Genomic DNA, 21,202 nt, shown 5'->3' with positions numbered 1-21,202 from the left:
CCGCTGGAAGCCGCTGTGTTTTGTTACTTGCTGACCACGAATTGCGACGGCAGGCTGGCCAGGTAGGCGCCGATGTCCGCCATGTCCTTGTTCGACAGCGGCTGCACCTGCCCTGCCATGATCGGGTTGGTACGGCCGTTGGCGCCGGCGCCGCGCTTGTAGGCGCGCAGGGCGTGGGCCAGGTAGTCGGCATGCTGACCGGCCAGCTTCGGATAGCTCGGGTCGATCGGCTTGTTGTAGTCGGCGCCGTGGCAGGACGCGCAGTTGTACTTCTTGACCAGCGCCTCGCCTTTCGAGACGTCGGCCGCCGTAGCGTTCAGGGCAAAAGCGCCGGCAACCAGCGCATAGATCAGTTTTTTCATTGGCTGGTCCTTAGCGTTTGGCGGTGGCGGGGGTCTGCTGCGAATAGTAGGCGGCGACGTCGGCGATGTCCTGGTCGCTCAGCGAAGCGGCGATGCCCATCATCGACGGGTTCTTGCGCTCGCCCTTGCGATAGGCCTTCAGCGCGCTTTCGATGTACTTGGCCGACTGGCCGCCGATCATGGGAACGCGGTAGACCTCGGGGAAGCCCGACTTGTAGCCCGGGATGCCGTGGCAGCCGATGCACATTTCGATCTTGGCCGGTGCTGCTTTCGGATTGCCGACAACTTCCGCCGCGGCGGCCGGGGTGGCGCTGGCGGCAAACGCTGCCAATACCAGTAGTGCTAAAGATGTTTTCATGGGTGTGGCTCGTTAGTTGTAATTCGAATACCGCAAACGCACAAAAAGTTAGCAAATGGACTACCAACCTGTCGATTCTATCTGAAGAGTTGTCACCAGTCTACAAACGCGCGCAGCCCTGTCCGCGCCTGTGTTCTGGCATATACTCGGCTTCATTTCACTCCAATCCGACAACGCCCATGCACGCTTCCCCACGCTTCGAAGGCAGCGACAACTACGTCGCCACCGCCGACCTGAAACTGGCCGTCAACGCCGCGCTCACGCTCGGCCGCCCGCTCCTGATCAAGGGCGAGCCCGGCACCGGCAAGACCATGCTGGCCGAAGAGGTCGCGGCGGCACTCGGCATGCCGCTGCTGCAGTGGCACGTGAAGTCGACCACCAAGGCCCAGCAGGGCCTGTACGAGTACGACGCGGTGTCGCGCCTGCGCGACTCGCAGCTGGGCGACGAGCGCGTGCGCGACATCCACAACTACATCGTCAAGGGCGTGCTGTGGCAGGCCTTCACCGCGCCGGAACCGACCGTCCTGCTCATCGACGAGATCGACAAGGCCGATATCGAGTTCCCGAACGACCTGCTGCGCGAACTGGACCGCATGGAGTTCTACGTCTACGAGACGCGCGAGATGGTGGTGGCCAGGCACCGCCCGCTGGTGATCATCACCTCGAACAACGAGAAGGAATTGCCGGACGCTTTTCTCCGCCGCTGCTTCTTCCATTACATCAAATTCCCGGACCGGGACACCATGGCCGACATCGTCAAGGTGCACTTCCCGACCCTGAAGCAGGACCTCTTGGGGGCCGCCCTGCAGAGCTTCTACGAGCTGCGCGAGGTCGCCGGCATCAAGAAGAAGCCCTCGACCTCGGAATTCCTCGACTGGCTCAAGCTCCTGCTGGCCGAGGACATCCCGTTTGATGCCCTGCGCAGCCAGGACGGGAAAGCCATCGTGCCGCCGCTGCATGGTGCCCTGCTGAAGAACGAGCAGGACGTGCACCTGTTCGAGCGCCTGGTCTACATGTCGAGGACCAACCGGTGATCAAGGTGCTGCCTGCCACGCTCGAGTTCAACGGCCTGCGCCTGGAGCCGCTGGCACCGCACCACGAGGACGGCCTGCGCGCCGCCGCCAGTGACGGCGAACTGTGGAAGCTGCGCGTGACCAGCGTGCCCGAGCCGCACAATGCGGCGCAGTACATCGGCACCGCGCTCGACACGCGCGACCGCCTCGCCTTCGCCGTCGTCGACGCGCGCCACGGCAGCGTGCTGGGCACGACCAGCTACCACGACATCGTCCCAAGCGTGGATCGCGTCGAGATCGGCTACACCTGGTACGCCAGGCGCGTCCAGCGCACCCACGTGAACACCAGCTGCAAGCTGCTCCTGCTGTCGCACGCCTTCGACACCCTCGGCTGCGGAGTGGTCGGCCTGCGCACCGACTGCGAGAACCTTGCCTCGCAGGCCGCGATCGAGGCCCTGGGCGCGAAGAAGGATGGGGTCATCCGCCACCATGCCCTGCGCCGCGACGGCACGGTGCGCGACACGGTCATGTACAGCATCCTGCGGGGCGAATGGCCGCTCATCAAGCGCGCCCTGCACGAGCGCCTGGAGCGGCACGCACGAGTCTGAACCATGCTGATCGACTTCTTCTACACCCTGCGTGACGCCAAGGTCCCGGTCACGATCAAGGAATTCCTGACCCTGCTGGAAGCGCTGCAGCAGGGCGTGACCGCGCCCTCGCTCGACGAGTTCTACTACCTCGCGCGCCTGACGCTGGTGAAGGACGAGGCCCACTTCGACAAGTTCGACCGCGCCTTCGGCGCCTACTTCAAGGGCGTGAACGCGGTGTTCGACGAGAAGGCCGACATTCCGCTCGACTGGCTGCTCAAGCGCTTCGAGCGCGAGCTCACGCCCGAACAAAAGGCCGCGCTGGAAAAGCTCGGCTACGACAAGCTGCAGCAGCGCCTGGAAGAACTGCTGAAGGAACAAAAGGGACGCCACGAGGGCGGCAACAAGTGGATCGGCACCGGCGGCACCTCGCCTTTCGGGAACGGCGGCACCAACCCGGAAGGCATCCGCATCGGTGGCCAGGGCCGCAACCGCACGGCGGTCAAGGTCTGGGAGCAGCGCAGCTACCGCGACTACGACGACGAGCGCGAGCTCGGCACCCGCAACATCAAGGTGGCGCTGCGCCGCCTGCGCCGCTTCGCCCGCACCGGCGCGGCGGAAGAACTGGCGCTGGACGACACCATCCGCGCCACCGCCAGCAACGCGGGCTACCTCGACATCCGCATGCAGCCCGAGCGCAAGAACCGCATCAAGGTGGTGATGCTGCTGGATGTCGGCGGCTCGATGGACGACCACATCGAGCGCGTGGAAGAACTGTTCTCGGCCGCCAAGAGCGAATTCAAGAACATGGAGTTCTATTACTTCCACAACTGCGTCTACGACTACCTGTGGAAGAACAACCGGCGCCGCCACAGCGAGCGCTTCCCGACCTGGGACGTGCTGCGCACCTACCCGAACGACACCCGCGTGATTTTCGTCGGCGACGCCACCATGAGCCCCTACGAGGTGCTGGCGCCGGGCGGCTCGGTCGAGTACAACAACGAGGAAGCCGGCGCCGCCTGGCTAGCGCGCTTCACCAGCGCCTTCCCCAAGTTCGCCTGGCTCAATCCCGAGCCGGAACACCTGTGGGAATACCGGCAATCGATCGCCGTCATCCGGCAGATCATGAATAACAGGATGTTCCCGATCACCCTGGAGGGGCTGGAGCGGGCCATGCGGCTTCTAAGCAAATAACCAGAAATTCTATCTCGGTGGTCGAACCCCGCCTAGTCGCCGGATACCAAACCCGACGCGAAAAATATCAGGAATATTAATACGATTATCTTCAGTTCGGTAAATTATCGCGAGCTCAACGAGATCCTGAATTAAAGCCTCGGCTTTGCCTTTACGAATTGGGTCTGTATTAAAGCGCCGCGGCGGCAGCTTTTTCGCACTTCGAACCTGACCATAAAGCTTTCGAGTCCATGCAGCTGTCAAATCGTCGACTGCGCAAGGAACAGTGATTCCTCGCGCGGCCTCTAACAATGGCTCTACCCACGGGTAATCTTCAGCGATCTCACTAACTCGAATCTCTGAAGCACTACTTACCCCTTGCTGAATTCCCTTGAAATGCAAAGCAATTGAATGACTTGGTTCATGGTCGGCCGTCCACTGGGCAGCCGTTCTAAACGCAAGTAGAAAACTACGAGGACTCAATCGGCCTTTTGCATCCGCCAAATGCGTTGGTATCCAAGTATAAACATAACCACGTTTATGTGAGGTCCCTACCCAAGCACCAGCAAACGCCTCAATTATAGACCGTGCAGGCTGCTCACCATTCGCTAATAAACGCGGAAGTAGGAAAGCAGAGGAATCCTCTTTCCATTCAATGTCTAAAACCCTAGTGATTTCATCTCTAAATTCCTCGCCAACGGTAACACTATTTGCAAGATTTAATATCACTAGACCAAAGAGGTCTACAGGACGCCATGACAGTACAACCATTGAGGCACGCAATTTCGAACTATCAACAAAGTCCCATATCGCTTCATCCTCTTCCATATCCGGACGCAGGAAGACCTTAATCTTTATCCCACGTCGCGATCGACTCTCTAGGCCTATAGATAAAAGGGCCTTTAAATATTGTCGAATTTCCTCCCAATTGCTTGCCAGCCTATCTAAAGCATCGAAAAGAACCAATAGATGGCGTCCTGAACGCGCAATTTCTCGGTCGCACTCCGCAAGAAGATCCATTGCACTCTGCTCATTTGCGGAGAACCATTGCACCTTTTTCAACCAGGCACCCTTTACCGGAAATGGCTGCTTTAACATCTGAAGTGCATGGTTTAGAATGACGGTGTACCAAACAGATTTAGCATCCAAGCCACTAGAACGAATATTATTAAGTTCGGTTGCTTGAGGAAATGAATTACTGCTTGGATCAAGCGCAAAACCGACACACACCTCCGCCAATTCCAGGTCTGGAATTCGGGCAGTGCGAGCAATGTGGGTACGATGGCTATCACTAGCAAGCACAGCAGTCCAATAGCTTTTCCCACTTCCACGCATCCCTACGACAACGCTCGCAGACAAGTGCAGTGCTTTAATATGCCCAATCGGCATATATAAAGTGTTTTTTGACGGAGGATTCAAGGACTCCTGGGATGTATCTTCGATCTCACAAAGCGCGTCTCTAATCGCTAAAGACGGGAAGTTAAAATTTTTCGCTTTCACTCCGACTCCTCATATTCTTCGCTCGGCCACAAGCGCAACTCTGCACCTTTGAAAAAATCACCAAAAATCCCTTTCACATAGTTCCACTCCGGGCGCGATTCTACGTGAGTGAGTGACTGCCCTCTGATTGCAGGCTCAAAGTTAACGAAAAGAGGAAAATGAGGAGCTGCGGCATCGTCCTGAGAAAATACAACGGGCTCAAAATCTGGATTCTCTTTATATGATTCATCATCATAAAATTGCGCCCATTCTTTATATGATCTATCGATCCATGATTTCCTAGCAGATTCATTAGCAGCGGTCTGAGCAGCTACCATCTTTAATTTCCAGCGAAGGTCATCTTCGTTGCCCATCCCATGAGCAACGCTTTTAGAATGTTGAAGATGATCGAATATTTGCCGATACGACCACCAATCCTGTTCATCGTTACGAGCAAATAAAAATACTTCAGCTCCGAGACGCGTTATAGCGGCAGAGCCGATATCATGAAGCCCGGCCCGAGAGTCAAGTAAAATCACATCAGGTCGATTTTCCAACTTCTGGATAGTATTCAAAAGGTCCCGAAGTCTCTCAGCAAGCCCGACCATAGCACCAGACTCATCGAAACTATTCCCATAAACTCGCCCAAGCTTCGAAATATATTGATGACTTTCTCGGCCATAGGCAGCAAGAATACGAAGTGACCCTGGTGCATCATGAGCAATAGGGGCTTGGGCAATTGCGGAATCTAGCAAATCAACACTGCCTTGACCGTTTATATTTTCTATAATCCAATCGATGAGACCGAATTTAGGCAACTCGCTCAACAACATTGCCCCCATGCCAGGGGCTTCTAAATCCAAATCTACCAATAATACATTTTTCCCTTTTCGCGCAAGGTGCCAACCAAAGAAAGCGAAAGCCGTACTCCGCCCTACACCGCCTTTTACGCTAAATGCGACGGCGGTAGGAATTGGTGCTCGATCGATAAGAGACGGACGCAACCAATCTTGGTTTGTTAGCAGTCGATCGATGAGCCATGTATTTAGATCAACACTGACTTTATCTGGTGAATTTAATATATCCTCTGGATCAATTAAATCATCCTCACCTAGCAACACTCGTGAAATTCCGGAACTATAAACTCCTAACGATGAATGCAACTGTTCAGCAAAAGCATCCCACTCCTCGCCTTGCAACGCTGATTCGGGAAGCACAACAGTAAGCGCCCCCAGTGCATCGCGAACAATATGTATTGCACCGAAATCTCGTTCGCCATTAAATTTCTTTTTTAGCTGATCAAGTATTTGATCAATAGCTTGGTCAAACAAAACTATATTATTCATTTTCTCTCCCGCCGTGTTCCGAGAATTTGCGTTGCGGTAAGCAACCTCCGCGTGATCGAACGATGGGCTTCAACAGCATCAGTTGTTACAGATCCAGTAACTGCATATCGATTTGAAATACGCCAATCTGAAAATGGATTAGCCAACTTCATAATCGCGACCATTCCAGGGTAATTTCGCGACAACTGCTGAACTGGAACTAAATCCCATAAAGCGTCAATATGCTCCCAGTATTTTTTTGGCAACTGCTCGTCATTTACCCGATGACCAGTGACGATCGCGGTTTTAACCGCACACTCGGCAGCTATTCCATATAAATGATCAGCATTGTCAAAACGAGTATTTTCCAAAAGCAATTCAGCATCGCTCCAATGCCGTGCCGCTGCGCTAGAGTAGTTTGCCAATATCGGCCTCTTGTTAGTGTTAGCGGAACCTCAACGACTGGCTCGGTAATCATTCCTTGAATGCAACACGATATCAGGTATCCGCATGAGCAGGCAAACATTAGATTTTACGGCGATGACCTTCTGTGGGAAGTTTGTTCCATGTGGTCGACTAAGAGTACTTCGAACATCTGCCTGCCACGCCGCTTCAAGAACCTTACATGCACTCAGCAAATTGCGGCTCTACTGTCACAAGTGTCAATCGTGCGTCTCGATAATCTTGTAATATTGGCAAAAATTTTATGCATTGTTATGTTCCAAGCGTTAGTGAAAGGGAACTCATGCCCGACCTGCTGCCCATCCTGACCAGCCTTGCGTGGCCGATCGCGCTCGCCGTCGCCTGGCTGGCCGGCGAATTCGGCCAGCGTTTCACGGGCCTGCCCCGCATCAGCTTCTATGGCCTGGTCGGCTTCGCGCTGGGCAGCACCCAGATCGGCGTGCTGCCGGCGCCGGACGCCGGTCCGGTGGCGCTGCTGGCCGACATCGCCTTCGGCCTGATCCTGTTCGAACTGGGCTACCGCATCAACCTGCGCTGGCTGCGCCACAATCCCTGGATCGGGGTGGCCGGGCTGGCGGAAAGCCTGCTCACCTTCGTGCTGGTCTACCTGGTGGCGCTGGCCTTCGGCACTTCCCAGCTGGTGGCGCTGATGATGGCCGCGCTGTCGATGGGCACCTCGCCCGCCACCATCGTCCGCGTCATCAACGAATACCGCAGCTCGGGCCAGGTCACCGAGCGCGTGCTGCACCTGACGGCGCTGAACTGCGTGCTGGCGGTGTTCGCCTTCAACGCCATCATCGGCTTCTGGATCTTCCACACTTTTGACGCGGTGGGCGAGGCCCTGTGGCAGAGCCTCGTCACATTGGCCGGGTCGGCCCTGGTCGGCGCGGTATTCGGGGTCGCCGTCCCCGCCCTGCTGCGCGTCCTGCACAATCCGCGTCACGATGCCACGGCCGCCTTCGCGCTCGCCATCGTGCTGTTGGTGGCGATCTGCGATGCCGGTTCGCTCTCGCCCTACATCGCGGCGCTCACGTTCGGCCTGACGGCGCGCCATCGCCGCATCGCCTTCAGCCAGGCGCAGCGCAATTTCGGCGCGCTGGGCGAAGTGCTGACCGTGCTGCTGTTCATCTACGCCGCCTCCACGCTCGACTGGCGCCAGGTGGCAACCGGCGCGACGCTGGCGGTGATCGTGGTGGCGGTGCGCCAGCTGGCCAAGACCGTCGGGGTGACCGCGTTTGCCCACCTGTCCGGCGTGTCGTGGCGCAAGGGCGCGCTCACCAGCCTGGGGCTGGCGCCCTTGTCGGTGTTCGTGATCCTGCTGATCGAACATGCGCGCCATGCGGGCGTGCACGTCGTCGAGGAACTGCGCGCGATGGCCGCGGTGACGATGCTGCTCGAAGTGTTCGGTCCCGTCATCATCCAGCGCGCCCTGGTGTGGGCGCGCGAAGCTCCGGAGCGTCCCGATGCCGCTTGAAGCCTTCAATCCCTCGCAGCCGCTCACCTTCGGCGTCGAACTGGAACTTCAGCTGGTCAGCCTGTCGGACTTCAACCTGACCGCGGCGGCGCCCGACCTGCTGCACCTCCTGAAGCGCAAGCCCTTCCCCGGCAACGTGACGCCCGAGATCACCGAGAGCATGATCGAGATTAACTCGAGCGTGCACTCGTCCTACGGGCCGCTGCTGGAGGAATTACGGGCCATCCGCGACACCCTGGTGGCGGCCGGCGACATGCTCAACATCGGCATCGCGGGCGGCGGCACCCATCCGTTCCAGCACTGGTCGGATCAGAAGATCTCGAGCAAGCCGCGCTACGAATACCTGTCGCAGCTGTACGGCTACCTGGCCAAGCAGTTCACCGTATTCGGCCAGCACGTGCACATCGGCTGCGCCAACGGCGACGATGCCCTGTACCTGCTGCACGCGCTGAACCGCTACCTGCCGCACTTCATCGCCTTGTCGAGCTCCTCGCCCTTCGTGCAGGGACACGACAGCGGTTTCGATTCGGCGCGGCTGAATTCCGTGTTCGCCTTCCCGATGAGCGGGCGCGCGCCTTTCGTCCTGAGCTGGCAGGAGTTCACCGACGTGTACTTCGCCAAGATGGAGCGCACCAACATCATCAAGAGCATGAAGGACTTCTACTGGGACCTGCGGCCCAAGCCCGAGTACGGCACCATCGAGCTGCGCGTATGCGACACGCCGCTCACGGTGGAGCGCGCGGCGGCGCTGGCGGCCTACCTGCAGGCCCTGTGCCGGCACCTGCTGCAGCGCGTCGACGCGCCGCCGGTGGAGGACGACTACCTGGTCTACAACTACAACCGCTTCCAGGCCTGCCGCTTCGGGCTGGAGGGCGCGATCACGCATCCGAAGACCTATGCCAACGTGCCGATGCGCGAGGATATCCTGGCCACGCTGGACAGAATGATGCCGCATGCCGAGGCGCTGGGCAGCGTCGAGGCGCTGCAGCACCTGGCGCAGGCGGCCCGCGAAGGCAGCGACGCGGCCCAGCTGCGCCACGTGTTCGAGCGCGAAGGCAGCGTCGAAGGCATGGTGAACGGGGCGATCCAGCGCTTCAGGGGCGAGCGGCGGATGCGCTGGCGGCAGGGCTGACGCTCAGGCGGCGGCCGACTTGCCGGCCCAGCTCCCTTTCATGAACCTGGCCAGCAGCGGCTGCTTCACCGGCCGCGGCAGCTGCGCGTCCACCAATCCGGCCCAGCGCTCGGTCAGCTGTTCACAGGTGGCGCGCAGCACCGGATCGACGTCCGGCAGCCGTGACAGCGCGCACAGGTGGCGCTCGATCACGGACGCCAGCTTGACGCAGGGCCGCTCGCCGTCGCCGCGCGCAGTGTAGTGCGACATCAGGTGCAGCAGCGATGCCACCAGCAGCACATGCTGGCCACGCACGTTGGCTGGCGGCTGCGGCAAGGCCGGGTCTGCGAAGGGAATGACCATGCACGGACTCCTCATGAATACCAGCAATGAATGAGAATGATTCTCATTCATTATTGACCGATACAGGAACGAACGCAAGCGATTTCGTGTGCACGTCCGTGTACACGAGCGTCGCCTGCATTGCTTCCTAAGCCGCAAGTTATTTGATCATCCTCAAATGCTGATTGACACAATCTGCATTTCTGCGTAACCTCGACGCCACTCACTAAATCGTTACAGTAAATCGTTACAGTAATTTATCCGGCACCCAATTCATGATCGCGTCTGATACGTGCAAGTCCGTACTGTAACGATCTGGTGTATCGCTGGATGAAACATCTCACGATGCGCCCCTCGATAAACCAAGAAATGGTCCTGAAAGAAAAATATTGATGAACGCACCTGATCGTTACATGGTGATCGGCAACCCGGTCGCCCACAGCAAATCACCGCAAATCCATATGGCATTTGCCGAACAAACCGGACAGGACCTGCGCTACGAGCGCCTGCTGGCGCCGCTGGACGGTTTCGCCTCCGCGGTGCGCGACTTCATCGCGCAAGGCGGCAAGGGCATGAGCGTGACGGTCCCCTTCAAGCTCGAGGCCCACGCCCTGGCCGATACCCTGACCGACAGCGCCCAGGCCGCCGGCGCGGTGAATGCGCTGAAATTCGACGATGGGCGGATAGTCGGCGACAACACCGATGGCGCGGGCCTGGTCAGGGACATCGCGCATAACGCCGGCGTTCCCCTGCTTGGCAAGCACATCCTGATACTGGGCGCCGGCGGCGCGGCGCGTGGCGCGATCCTGCCCCTGTTCCAGGCAGGTGCGGCGTCGCTGACGATCGCCAACCGTACCATGGCGCGCGCCAGCGAGCTGGCTGCGGCATTTTCCGAACAGGGAAACATCCGCGCCAGTGGGTTCGCGGCGCTGGAGGGCGGCTTCGATATCGTCATCAACGCCACCTCCGCCAGCATCGACGGCGAACTGCCGCCGGTAGGTCCCGCCATCTTCGCGCCCGGCGCCTTTGCCTACGACATGATGTACGGCAAGGAGCCGACGGTCTTCATGCGTTTCGCAGCAGAACATGGCGTCACGGCGCGCGATGGCCTGGGCATGCTGGTGGAACAGGCCGCGGAAGCCTTCGTGCTGTGGCGCGGCGTGCGCCCCGACACGGCGCCGGTGTACGCGGCGATGCGTGCCTGCGAATAAGCGTCCAGCTCCCCATTAGCGTCATGCTCCTGCTGGCGCGAAGAATTGGCAATTACCATATAACCGGAGAAAACAATGCACCAAGCCGTATCGTCCAGCACCCTGGACATGCTCAAGTCCGTCAGTACCGCCACCCTGACCTCGCTGCTGTACAAGCGGGGCTTCCGTAACGTGTTCATCCAGGGCGCCAGGCCGCTGAAAGCCGGGCAGCGCCTGGCCGGGCCGGCCTTTACCCTGCGCTACATTCCATCGCGCGAAGACCTGGACGGCATCGAAGTGTTCCGCGATCCGCGCCACCCGCAGCGCGTCGCGGTCGAAGAAATCCCCGCCGGCGCCGTCCTCGTGATGGACTGCCGCGGCGACGTCTCGGTGGCCTCGGCCGGCAGCATCCTGGCCACGCGCATGCAGGTGCGCGGCGCGGCCGGCATCGTCACCGACGGCGGCCTGCGCGACGCGGCCGGCATCGCCCGGCTGGACATGCCGGCCTGGTGCTCGGGCGCCTCGGCGCCGACCAACCTGATCCGCCACCATGCGCTCGACCTGAACGCGCCGATCGGCTGCGGCGGCGTGCCGGTCTACCCCGGCGACATCATGGTCGGCGACGACGACGGCGTGGTCTGCATCCCGGCCCACCTGGCCGAGGAGGTCGCGCGCGACGCGGTCGAGATGGAGCGCTTCGAGGACTTCGTGCTGGAACAGGTGGCCGAAGGCGCATCGATCATCGGCCTGTACCCGGCCACCGATCCCGCCACCAAATCCCTTTACGAAGCCTGGCTGGCGCGCCGCGCCGAACAGCCCTCCTGAGAGACTCGCCATGACGAATACATATGGTGTGGAGCGTGTCGACGGCGTGCGCTGCAGCGTGGGGGAAAGCCCGCTCTGGTGCGGCCGGCAGCGCGCCTGGTACTGGGTCGACATCACGGGCCGGACGGTCTGGCGCCTGGACGCCGCCGGCGCCGGCACGCGCAGCTGGCAGACCACGGAAATGGTCGCGTCCATCGCCTTGAGGGAAGGCGGCGGCCTGGTGGCCGGCATGGAAAGCGGGATTTTCGGGCTGGAACTGGGCGATGGTCCGATGGCCATCGAAACCAAGCTGGGCAGCCCCGCCGACGGCCTCGGCCCCGGCATGCGCTTCAACGATGGCCGCTGCGACCGCCAGGGGCGCTTCTGGAGCGGCACCATGTTCATGGACATCCCGGCAGCGCGTCCGCTCGGCCGCCTGCACCGGTATACCACGCAGGACGGGGTGTCGGCGCCGGTGGTTTCGGGCCTGCTGGTGCAGAACGGCCTGGCCTGGTCGCCCGACGGCCGCACCATGTACCTGTCCGACTCGCATGCGGCGCGGCAACTGGTCTGGGCCTTCGACTACGACGTCGACGAGGGCATGCCGGCCAATCAGCGCCCCTTCGTCGACATGAACGCCTTCGACGGCAGGCCGGACGGCGCGGCGGTCGACAGCGATGGCTGCTACTGGATCTGCGGCAACGACGGCGGCTGCATCCTGCGTTTCACGCCGGAAGGCAAGCTGGACCGGCGCATCGATGTGCCGATGACCAAGCCCTCGATGTGCAGCTTCGGCGGCGACCGCCTCGATACCCTGCTGGTCACGTCGATCGCCGCCGGCGCGCCGCAAGGCGACGACTGGGCCGGCGCCGTCATCATGCTGCGCCCCGGCGTCACCGGCCTGGCCGAGACGCCCTTGCGTGGCTGAGGCGCGCCCCCGGCAGCACCTTCCAAGCGCGGCAAGCCCGCGCTTTTCATTTTAATTTTCTCTCACTATCAAGGAAGACATCATGCACATCGCTGGTGAAATGGTCATCGGTCGCAGCCTGGTGACGGGCCGCGAAGGCTCGCTCAAGGCAATCGACCCCTCGCGCAAGACGGAAATCGAGCCGGCCTTCGGCCTGGCCGGCAAGGCCGAGCTGGAGCGCGCCTGCGCCCTGGCCCAGGCGGCCTTCGACCCCTACCGTGCCACCGACCTGGCGCGGCGCGCAGCCTTCCTGGAAGCGATCGCCGGGCGCATCATGGACCTGGGACCGGCGCTGATCGAACGGGCGATGCTGGAAACCGGACTGCCCCAGGCCCGCCTGGAAGGCGAACGCGGCCGTACCTGCAACCAGCTGCGCCTGTTCGCCAAGGTGGTGCGCGACGGCCGCTGGCAGGGCGCCACGCTGGATGCGGCGTTGCCGCAGCGCAGCCCGCCGCGTGCCGACCTGCGCATGCGCCGCATCGGCCTGGGTCCGGTCGCCGTCTTCGGCGCCAGCAACTTCCCGCTGGCCTTCTCGGTCGCCGGCGGCGATACCGCCTCGGCGCTGGCTGCCGGCTGCCCGGTGATCATCAAGGCCCATTCGGCCCACCTGGGCACCTCCGAGCTGGTGGCCAAGGCGGTCGCGCGGGCGGCCGCCGAGTGCGACATGCCCGAAGGGGTGTTCTCGATGCTGATCGGGGCCGGCCAGACCATCGGCCAGGACCTGGTCACGCATCCGGTCATCAAGGCGGTCGGCTTCACCGGCTCGCGCCAGGGCGGCCTGGCGCTGGTGCGCAGCGCCGCCGCGCGCGCCGAGCCGATCCCCGTGTATGCCGAAATGAGCAGCATCAATCCGGTCTTCCTGCTCGAAGGCGCCCTGGCCAATCCAGCGCTGGCGCAGGGATTCGCCGACTCGCTGACCATGGGCGCGGGCCAGTTCTGCACCAACCCGGGCCTGCTGCTGGCCATCGACGGCCCGGCGCTGCAGGGCTTTGTCGACGCCGCCACGGCCGCGCTCGGGGCCAAGTCCGCCGCGACCATGCTGACCCCCGGCATCCATGGCGCCTATCTGGCGGGCGTGCAGGCGCTGGCCGCCGACGGGGACGTGCGATTGCTGGCGCAAGGCGCGGACGCGGGCGCGCCCTGCGCGGCCCAGGCCTTCCTGTACGGCACCGACGCGCAAAGCTTCCTGGCCAACCCGGTCCTGCATGCCGAGATCTTCGGCCCGAGCTCGCTGCTGGTGCGCTGCCGCGACGCGGCCGAGATGCTGGCGGTGGCCGAGCACCTCGAGGGCCAGCTGACCGCCACGGTGCACGCCACCGGCGCCGACCGCGCGCAGGCCGCCGCGCTGCTGCCGGTCCTGGAACGCAAGGCCGGCCGCATCCTGTTCAACGGTTTCCCGACCGGCGTCGAAGTGAGCCACGCGATGGTGCACGGCGGCCCCTTCCCGTCGACCTCGGACAGCCGCTCGAGCTCGGTCGGCGCCGCGGCCATCGAGCGCTTCCTGCGTCCGGTGTGCTACCAGGATGTGCCCGCCGACCTGCTGCCCGAGGCGTTGAGCGACGCCAATCCGCAGGGGCTGGCGCGCATTGTCGACGGCGAGCTGGTGCCGGGTTGAAGTAAAACGGCGGCCTTCGGGCCGCCGATTGCGTGGATGGCAGCCGCCTCAGCGGCCGGCCATCGTGACGTGCTGGGTCTGGGTTCCCAGCCCGTCCATCGACAGGCGCAGCACGTCGCCCTGCCGCAGGTAGCGCGGCGGCTTCAAGCCCATGCCGACGCCGCCCGGCGTGCCGCTGACGATCACGTCGCCCGGCAGCAAGGTCATGAACTGGCTCACGTAGGACACCAGCTCGGCGACGCTGAAGATCATGTCGGAAGTATTGCTGGCCTGCATGCGCTCGCCGTTCAGGGACAATTCCATCGCCAGGGCCTGCGGGTCGGGAATCTCGTCGGCCGTCACCAGCCAGGGGCCGATCGGGCCAAAGCTGTCGAAGCTCTTGCCCTTGTTCCATTGGCCGTTACGAAAATTCTGCCAGTGCCGCTCCGAGACATCGTTGGCCAGGCAATAACCGGCCACATGGCGCAGCGCCGATTCGCGCGCCACGCTGCGGGCGGTGGTGCCGATCACGATACCCAGTTCGATTTCCCAGTCGCTGTGCTCGGAACCGGGCGGCATCACGATGCCGTCGTTGGGGCCGCTCAGCGAGGTGATCGCCTTGGTGAACACGATCGGTTCGCTCGGTAGCGGCTGGCCGGATTCCTCCGCGTGCTTGCGGTAGTTCAGGGCGATGCCGATGAACTGGCGGATGCCCGCCACCGGCACGCCGATCCGGACCGACGGGTCGACCAGCGGCAGGCGCGCCAGGTCGATTGCCGCCAGCGCCGCCAGGCGTTCCGGCGCCAGCCATTCCGGGCCCAGGTCCGGCACCAGCGCGGCCAGGCTGCGGATCGCGCCCTGCGCATCGATGGCCGCCGGGATTTCCGCGCCTGGGGCGCCCACGCGACACAGCTTCATGGCTTGCCCTTCATGGCGCTGCCTACCTGCCCGCCGAGCGGGACCAGCTGGAAGCGCCCCTGGAAAACGTGTTCGCGGCCATCGACGCGGATGCGGCTGGCCTGCCCTTCCTTGTATCCCGCGCTATTGTTCAGCAGCAGCAGCCACTCCAGGCCGTTGGCAAGCGCCAGGTGCACCGCATCGACGTCGCCGCTGCGCAGGTGCCGGATCTGCTTGACCTGGCTGTTGCCGTCGCGCGTGACTTCGCTGACCGGGTCATGCCCGCCATGCGGTTCGAGCACGCTGACGAAGACCGCCTCGCGCGCCGCCGGCAGGCGCAGGATGAAGGCGTTCTCGTTGCGCAGGTTGAAGTTCGGATCGTTCGCGCCGATCTGGGTGAACAAGGTTTTCATTCCCGGCAGGCTGGCCGTGCTGAGCGTATAGAAACGGCCGTTGTCGTTCAGCCAGGTCACCTGGTTGAGCGGCGCCGCGGCCGCCCCGCTCGCCTTGAGCCACAGGTACTGGTAGCCATGGTGCTTGCCCAGCGGCGCCAGCGCGGTCGTGGCGCTGTCCAGCTCAAAATTGGTCTTGATCAGGTGGCCCTTGTACTGCAGCGGCAGGTCGAGCTGCTGCGGCTGGTCCGACTGTACCGTCAGCACGTCGAGCACCAGCGGGTGCGCCAGCTTCTCGTGCCGCAGCTGCGCCATCGTGCGCACGAAGGCCACGCCCGGATAGGCATGCTCGACCCGCGCCGCCGAAATCTTCAGGCCGTCGCGCTCGGCAAAGTAGAGCAGCTCGGGGTGGTGCTTCTCGGCGACGCCGAGCTTGCCGCCGTAATGGCTGGTCTCGCCGACCACCAGGGTGTTGTGGGCAATGGTCTGGTTGGCATAGGTCTTGTTTTCCGGCAGGTAGCGCCCCCCGAACTTCGCCTCGACGTTCAGGAAGCGCGCCGCGCCATAATCGGAGACGACTTCGGCGCCATTGTCGTAGAACAGCCAGTTCAGCTTGTCGAAATGGCCGTGGCCCATGCCCTGGGCGGTGGCCTTGAAGACCAGGGCCTGGTCCTGCTCGCGCATGACCACGAGCCCCCCTTCCTTGCCGCCCGCGCCGTCGCGGAACACGCGCGAGTCAAAGCGGTAGGGTTGGGCCCGGCCCGCGTCCAGCGCCTGCGCTACGCGCATGCCGTCGCCGGTCAGGAGCACACGCTCCTGGCGCCGCGCAATATCGAGCAGCCTGGGGTCGCCGCTGGCCGAGTAGGCAATCGCCACCCCGTGCACCAGCTCGATGGTGTCGATGCCCTTGTCCTTGATCGCATCGTTGATCGGGAAGAAGCGCTGGTTATAGCTGAGCTGGATCGTGGTATCGACCGCCTTCAGCAGGATGCCGTCGCGATAGGAGAAAATCTTGCGCCCAGGCTCGTTCACCGCGATGGCCTTGGCGAAGGTCACGAAGGGCAGCAGGGCATAGCGCTGGTAATAGGGCCCCTCGGTGTAGTAGCCGTCGGGCGAGAACAGCTCGTCGAGCTGGCGCAGGAAGCCGCCTTTGCCGGACTTGTCCAGGCCATACAGGGCGCGCTCCACCCATTCGCGCTCGCCGAGCACATAGCCGGTCATGCCGACCGCGCTGGTGGCCCAGGTGGCATGGTTGTGGATGGTGTTGAAGGTATGGGGCGAGCCCTCCGACAGGAACAGCGCGACCGGGCGCAGGATGCCCTTCTCGATGTGGCGGCGTTCCCCTTCCGCCAGGACCGGCAGCACCGCATCGTAGGCCTGGATCGCATACACCAGCCACACCGATTCGTTCAGGTTCTGCCAGAACAGGCGCCCGGCCGAGATCACCGAATCCGGCCGGCGCTGCGGGTGCAGGGGCAGGGTCGGGTACAGGTCGGCGTATTTGGCCAGCATGTCGCGCACGAGGTGCGCATAGCGCTTCTCGCCCGTCAACTGGTATACCACCCCGGCGTCGTACATGAGCTGGGCATTGTTCTTGTGAATTTCGTGCGTGTAGCCGCCACCGGCGTCGCGCGGCACCGGCACCAGGATGGGCAAGCCCAGCTGGCGGTCGACCTGGGCCTTGCGCTCCTGGAATTCGCGCTGGAAGCGTCCCGGGCGTGCGATCTCGGCACGCATCGAGGCCACGTCCTGTCCAGTCAGGACGAGCCCCGAATGTCCGGACGCCGGCGCCTGCGCCGAGTGGGCCGGTGCGGCGCAGGCGAGCGCCAGGGCGGCCAGGCCCAAGCCGCACATGATTCTTTGATTCTTCAACATCATGATTCCTTCAACTGTCCTGGTTCTCGAGATATTTCACGGTGCTCGCGCCTTGCGCATGCAGCTCGCTTGCCTTCAGGGGCGGCACGTTCCGGAAAGTGTTGCCGCGCAGTTCGGTATCCGGGTCGCCGACCGTATGCTCGACCACGATGCCGCCGCTGTCGGCGAATTCGTTGCCGGCGATGCGGGCCAGCTGCACACCGTGCAGGTAGAGCGCCGCGCGGCGCTTGTTGCGCCTGCCCTGGCCCACGTGTTCGACGACATTGCGGGTAAAGGCCAGGCGCGGGCCGAAGGTGCTTTCATCGGTCCCGCCGCGGTACAGGCTGGCCAGGACGCCGTCGATGTGGGTGAAGCGGTTGCCATCCAGCACCAGGACGTCTGCGTTGTAGTTGCCCAGGTCATCGCTTTCCTTGTCCAGCCTGAGCAGATCGCCCGTGATCTTGCCGAAGGTCGATCCCGTGATCCGGATCTCCTCGGCCAGGCTGCGGCTGCCGGCATCGAAGAAGTGATGCGAATGGTTGACGTCCAGGTTCCTGACATCGACATTTTCGAGCACCAGGCGGTAGCTGACGAACATGCCGCTTTTTTGCGTGCGGATCAGGACATTGCCCGCCGAATCGGGGCTGGCGCTGCCGTCGATCCCTAGACCGGCCAGCTTGAGCGCGCCGCCATTGCGGATCTCGAACAGCGTGGTGCGCTCGGGTAGCAGGACCACGGTGCCGGCCTGCCGGGCCCCGATCGTCACAACCTTGTCGATGAGCAGTAGCCGGTCGACCCGGTAGCGGCCGGGCGCCAGCAGCAGGTTGTCGCCGTCGCCGGCCCCTGCCAGCGCCTGGGCGAGGGCATCTTCGCGCCCGGCGTCCACGTCGATGCGCCGGCCGGAGCCGAAGACCACCCGGGGCTCGTTCTTCGGGTACCAGCTTGGCCCGGTTGCCGCCTTGACGACTGGACGCAAGGAAGCGCTGGCGCCGCGCCGGCGCTGGGCTGCGTCCTGCGGCATCAGGAGGCCGGCGGCGTTGCGCCGCATCCGCAGCTCGGTGCGCTCGAAGCCTGCGGGCAGCTCGGCCGCGCTCGTGCCCTGCACGAGATTGCCGGCAAAGCGGATGCCGCCCATGTCGTCGTAGGACACGATGCTGGCCGCCCCCTTCCGATGATAAATGAGGTTGTCTTCCATGCGGCTGTCCACCGGCGGCGCATTGCGCTCGGCATCCTTGCCGGCGCCGAATTGGAAGTGATCGACATCGATGAAGCTGTTGTTGTGGATCCGCGCATTGCGCACCTGGCCGTAGCGGTTCAAGGGAGCGTCCACCCTGCCGTTCATGATCGCGAAGCCGCTGCCGAAACGGGTCCCGGTCAAGCCTTCCAGGTAATTGTTGCGCACGGTCTGGTCGCGGTTGATGACGCGGATGCCGCCGGTGTTCTCGACGCCGTTCCCGAAAAAAACATTGCTTTCGACCAGGTTGCCGTTCCCATGGCGCAGTGTCAGCGTGCCGCGCGATTCGAAGAACACATTGTTGCGGATGATGTTCTTGCCGGACTTGATGGAGATGATCTCGACTTCGCCATCGCAGCGGTCGAAATAGTTATTCTCGATCAGGGTATGGGAGTCCGTCAGCGAATAGGTGCTGGTGCCGACCCGCAGGGTTTCCCCGCCATTCGATCCGAGCACCGGTCGCGGCCCGAAATAATTATGGTCGATCCGGTGGTGGTTCTGCTGGCTGCCCTCGCTGTTCAGGCGCACCGCCATCGTCACGCCCAGGTTGCGCTTGCCGGCCAGGTAGCTGTGGTCGAAGCGATTGTGCTTGCCGTACAGGGCCACCCAGTAGTCGGCGGCGTCGCGGTCCGGGTTGTTGTAGTTGTCGATCACCACTTCGGTGACGCGCGAGTGGTGCGCCAGGCGGCGTTCGTCGCGCTTGAACGAGATCACTTCCCCGGTGGGCGTATGGCCATCGCGGAACACCAGGCCCGATACCACCAGGTGGCTCCCGGCCAGGCGCAGGTTGGAGCGACCGGACAGGATCACCTTGCCCGGCGTCTCGGCGCGCAGCGTCACCGGCTGCCCTGCCCTGCCCTCGGCGAAGAAGCCGATCTCGACGTCGCGCCAGGTGCCGTTCTTCATCACGATCGCGTCGCCCGGCGCCAGCCGCGCCAGGGCCGCATCGAAGGCAAGCTTGTCGCCGACCAGGAAGTCCCTGGCCGCCAGCTCCCGCTGCGGCAGGAGTCCGAGCGCCAGGACCGCCAGGGCGCAGGCCAGCGCACGCGTGGCGGCGCTCATGCCTTGTCCTTCCCGGCCTCGACCGGCTGTACCGGGCCGCCCAGCCACACCGCCACGAACACCAGCGGCACCAGCAGCGCGCCCAGCGCGAAGAAGGGCGCGTAGTTGCCGTCCGCCGTCAGTATCGGCACCAGCTGCATGCAGGCGATCACGCCCAGCACCGCGGCGGTGCCGCTGATGCCGGCCAGCGAGCCGACCGAGCGGCCGGAGAAGAAATCGCTCGGCAGGGTCTGGATATTCGTGATCGCGGCCTGGAAGCCGAACAGGATCACGGCGATCGACAGCACCGCCAGCAGCGGCGTGTCGGCGACCGAGGTGAACAGCAGGGACGGCAGCATCAGCGCCAGGCCCAGGCCGATCACCGACTTGCGGGCCCGGTTGACGCTCCAGCCGCGCGCCAGCAGGCGGCCGCACAGCCAGCCGCCGGCCAGGGCGCCGATGCCGGCGCCGACGAAAGGCACCCAGGCGAACAGGCCGATCTGCTTGACGTCGAAGCCGAAGCGCTCGTTCAGGTACAGCGGCAGCCAGGCCACGAACAGCCACCAGACCGGATCGATGAAGAAGCGCGCGGCGATCACGCCCCAGCTCTGGCGGTGGCGCAGCAGCTGGCCCAGCGAAGGCACGTACTCGGCCTGCTTTTCCACCGGACGGATCTGTCCGCTCAAGATGTAGTTGCGCTCGTCCTCGCTGATCCAGGGGTGGGCGCCGGGGCCGGACTTGTAGATGATCAGCCAGGGCACGATCCAGATGAAGCCGAGCGCCGCGATCAGGATGAAGGTGGTCTTCCAGCCCACGAAGGCGTACAGGAAGGCGATCAGCGGCGGCGCGACGATCGAGCCGAGCGAGGCGCCGGCGCCGAAGATGCCTTGCGCCAGCGCGCGCTCCTTGACCGGGAACCATTCGGCTACCGCCTTGGTCGCGCCCGGCCAGTTGCCGGCCTCGCCCACGCCCAGCAGCACCCGGAACAGGCCGAACGACAGGGCCGAGCGCGCGATGCAATGCAGGCCGATCGAGATCGACCAGACCGCGATCGAGAGGATGAAGCCGACCCGGGTGCCGAGGGCGTCGAACAGCTTGCCGAACAGGGTCTGGCCGACCGCGTAGCCGATCAGGAACACCGTGACGATGTTGGCGTAGTCCTGCTTGTCCATGCCGAGTTCGTCGGCGATGCCGGGCCACATCACCGCCAGGGCGGAGCGGTCGATGTAGTTGATGACGGTGGCGGCGGCGACCAGCATCATCACCAGCCAGCGCAAGCCTTTCATTGTTTTCATGCCAGAGTCTCCAGTATCTTTATGTGTGTTGTATCTAGTGCGTCGCGGCCAGCTGGGCGCGGTTCGGCAAGCCTTCGCAATCGCCGCGGAACTGCACCACCCGCGCGCCGATCGCGTTGCCGCGGGCGGCGGCGGCGGCCAGCGGCAGGCCGTCCAGCAGCGCGCTGAGCACGCCGACGGCGAAGCCGTCGCCGGCGCCGACGGTGTCGACCACGCGCGCCACGCGCTGGCCGGGCGCAATGCCGCGC

At 63.3% G+C, this 21,202-nt stretch carries 20 protein-coding genes; 9 read left to right on the top strand and 11 right to left on the bottom strand.

The features are described 5' to 3' along the window. Positions 1-23: 23 nt before the first annotated feature. Positions 24-362 (bottom strand): c-type cytochrome, encoded by a 339-nt coding sequence (locus B2R83_RS03140; protein ID WP_036211631.1) that lies wholly within the window; start codon positions 360-362, stop codon positions 24-26. A 10-nt stretch (positions 363-372) separates the two neighbouring features. Continuing rightward, a complete protein-coding gene (locus tag B2R83_RS03135) occupies positions 373-720 on the bottom strand; it encodes a c-type cytochrome (protein ID WP_292038234.1) in 348 nt (115 codons plus the stop codon). A gap of 179 nt (positions 721-899) precedes the next feature. Between B2R83_RS03135 and B2R83_RS03130 the strand changes: the two genes are divergently transcribed. The 3 genes from B2R83_RS03130 to B2R83_RS03120 are packed head-to-tail and all read left to right on the top strand — an operon-like array spanning position 900 to position 3,514. Continuing rightward, a complete protein-coding gene (locus B2R83_RS03130) occupies positions 900-1,754 on the top strand; it encodes an AAA family ATPase (protein WP_292038233.1) in 855 nt (284 codons plus the stop codon). After that, a complete protein-coding gene (locus B2R83_RS03125; RefSeq protein WP_292038232.1) occupies positions 1,751-2,341 on the top strand; it encodes a GNAT family N-acetyltransferase in 591 nt (196 codons plus the stop codon). The genes B2R83_RS03130 and B2R83_RS03125 overlap by 4 nt, the downstream gene beginning before the upstream one ends. 3 nt (positions 2,342-2,344) lie before the next feature. After that, complete coding sequence (locus tag B2R83_RS03120; protein ID WP_209587392.1) at positions 2,345-3,514, top strand: vWA domain-containing protein; 1,170 nt, start codon at positions 2,345-2,347, stop codon at positions 3,512-3,514. 9 nt (positions 3,515-3,523) lie between these two features. Here the strand turns inward: B2R83_RS03120 and B2R83_RS03115 are convergent, their stop codons facing one another. The 3 genes from B2R83_RS03115 to B2R83_RS03105 are packed head-to-tail and all read right to left on the bottom strand — an operon-like array spanning position 3,524 to position 6,722. Further along, positions 3,524-4,993, bottom strand: coding sequence for a hypothetical protein (locus B2R83_RS03115; RefSeq protein ID WP_292038231.1), 1,470 nt, complete (start codon positions 4,991-4,993; stop codon positions 3,524-3,526). Next, on the bottom strand, positions 4,990-6,318 hold the full coding sequence (locus B2R83_RS03110) for a KGGVGR-motif variant AAA ATPase (protein WP_292038230.1): 1,329 nt from the start codon (positions 6,316-6,318) through the stop codon (positions 4,990-4,992). The genes B2R83_RS03115 and B2R83_RS03110 overlap by 4 nt, the downstream gene beginning before the upstream one ends. Continuing rightward, a complete protein-coding gene (locus B2R83_RS03105; RefSeq protein ID WP_292038229.1) occupies positions 6,315-6,722 on the bottom strand; it encodes a hypothetical protein in 408 nt (135 codons plus the stop codon). Before B2R83_RS03105 ends, B2R83_RS03110 begins: the two co-directional genes overlap by 4 nt. Before the next feature lie 320 nt (positions 6,723-7,042). Here B2R83_RS03105 and B2R83_RS03100 point away from each other — a divergent pair, with 320 nt between their 5' ends. Together B2R83_RS03100 and B2R83_RS03095 are read left to right on the top strand one after the other, a co-directional pair. Beyond that, positions 7,043-8,233: a cation:proton antiporter gene (locus B2R83_RS03100; RefSeq protein WP_292038228.1), complete on the top strand. Its 1,191-nt coding sequence runs from the start codon at positions 7,043-7,045 to the stop codon at positions 8,231-8,233. Next, positions 8,223-9,365 (top strand): YbdK family carboxylate-amine ligase, encoded by a 1,143-nt coding sequence (locus tag B2R83_RS03095; RefSeq protein ID WP_292038227.1) that lies wholly within the window; start codon positions 8,223-8,225, stop codon positions 9,363-9,365. The genes B2R83_RS03100 and B2R83_RS03095 overlap by 11 nt, the downstream gene beginning before the upstream one ends. Before the next feature lie 3 nt (positions 9,366-9,368). On the opposite strand, the gene B2R83_RS03090 is transcribed toward B2R83_RS03095, so the two are convergent. Continuing rightward, positions 9,369-9,707, bottom strand: a complete 339-nt coding sequence (locus tag B2R83_RS03090) for a hypothetical protein (RefSeq protein ID WP_292038226.1) — start codon at positions 9,705-9,707, stop codon at positions 9,369-9,371. 371 nt (positions 9,708-10,078) lie between these two features. On the opposite strand from B2R83_RS03090, the gene aroE reads away from it, so the two are divergent. The 4 genes from aroE to B2R83_RS03070 all read left to right on the top strand — a co-directional run bounded on the left by aroE (position 10,079) and on the right by B2R83_RS03070 (position 14,262). Beyond that, entirely contained in the window at positions 10,079-10,897 is an 819-nt protein-coding gene (gene aroE / locus B2R83_RS03085) for a shikimate dehydrogenase (RefSeq protein ID WP_292038225.1), read from the top strand. Between the two features lie 75 nt (positions 10,898-10,972). Then, entirely contained in the window at positions 10,973-11,701 is a 729-nt protein-coding gene (locus tag B2R83_RS03080) for a ribonuclease activity regulator RraA (protein ID WP_292038224.1), read from the top strand. A 10-nt stretch (positions 11,702-11,711) separates the two neighbouring features. Next, positions 11,712-12,608: an SMP-30/gluconolactonase/LRE family protein gene (locus tag B2R83_RS03075; RefSeq protein WP_292038223.1), complete on the top strand. Its 897-nt coding sequence runs from the start codon at positions 11,712-11,714 to the stop codon at positions 12,606-12,608. 82 nt (positions 12,609-12,690) lie between these two features. Continuing rightward, positions 12,691-14,262, top strand: coding sequence for an aldehyde dehydrogenase (NADP(+)) (locus B2R83_RS03070; protein ID WP_292038222.1), 1,572 nt, complete (start codon positions 12,691-12,693; stop codon positions 14,260-14,262). A gap of 48 nt (positions 14,263-14,310) precedes the next feature. Here B2R83_RS03070 and B2R83_RS03065 read toward each other — a convergent pair whose 3' ends face one another. From B2R83_RS03065 to B2R83_RS03045, 5 genes are all read right to left on the bottom strand, one after another. Next, positions 14,311-15,159, bottom strand: a complete 849-nt coding sequence (locus tag B2R83_RS03065; protein ID WP_292038221.1) for a fumarylacetoacetate hydrolase family protein — start codon at positions 15,157-15,159, stop codon at positions 14,311-14,313. Further along, entirely contained in the window at positions 15,156-17,408 is a 2,253-nt protein-coding gene (locus B2R83_RS03060; protein ID WP_292038220.1) for a heparinase II/III domain-containing protein, read from the bottom strand. Before B2R83_RS03060 ends, B2R83_RS03065 begins: the two co-directional genes overlap by 4 nt. 7 nt (positions 17,409-17,415) lie before the next feature. After that, positions 17,416-19,680 carry a polysaccharide lyase 6 family protein gene (locus tag B2R83_RS03055; RefSeq protein WP_292038219.1) on the bottom strand — a complete coding sequence of 755 codons (2,265 nt, stop codon included), beginning with the start codon at positions 19,678-19,680 and terminating at the stop codon, positions 17,416-17,418. Next, positions 19,677-20,954 carry an MFS transporter gene (locus B2R83_RS03050; protein WP_292038218.1) on the bottom strand — a complete coding sequence of 426 codons (1,278 nt, stop codon included), beginning with the start codon at positions 20,952-20,954 and terminating at the stop codon, positions 19,677-19,679. The genes B2R83_RS03055 and B2R83_RS03050 overlap by 4 nt, the downstream gene beginning before the upstream one ends. Before the next feature lie 34 nt (positions 20,955-20,988). Further along, a partial coding sequence (locus B2R83_RS03045) for a PfkB family carbohydrate kinase (RefSeq protein ID WP_292038217.1) occupies positions 20,989-21,202 on the bottom strand: 214 nt, incomplete at its 5' end.

Origin of the sequence: Massilia sp. UBA6681 (assembly GCF_002454935.1) — a bacterium.
Lineage (GTDB): Bacteria > Pseudomonadota > Gammaproteobacteria > Burkholderiales > Burkholderiaceae_D > Telluria > Telluria varians.
Note: the sequence above shows the minus strand (reverse complement) of the source record. Positions and strands in the feature narration are given on the sequence as shown.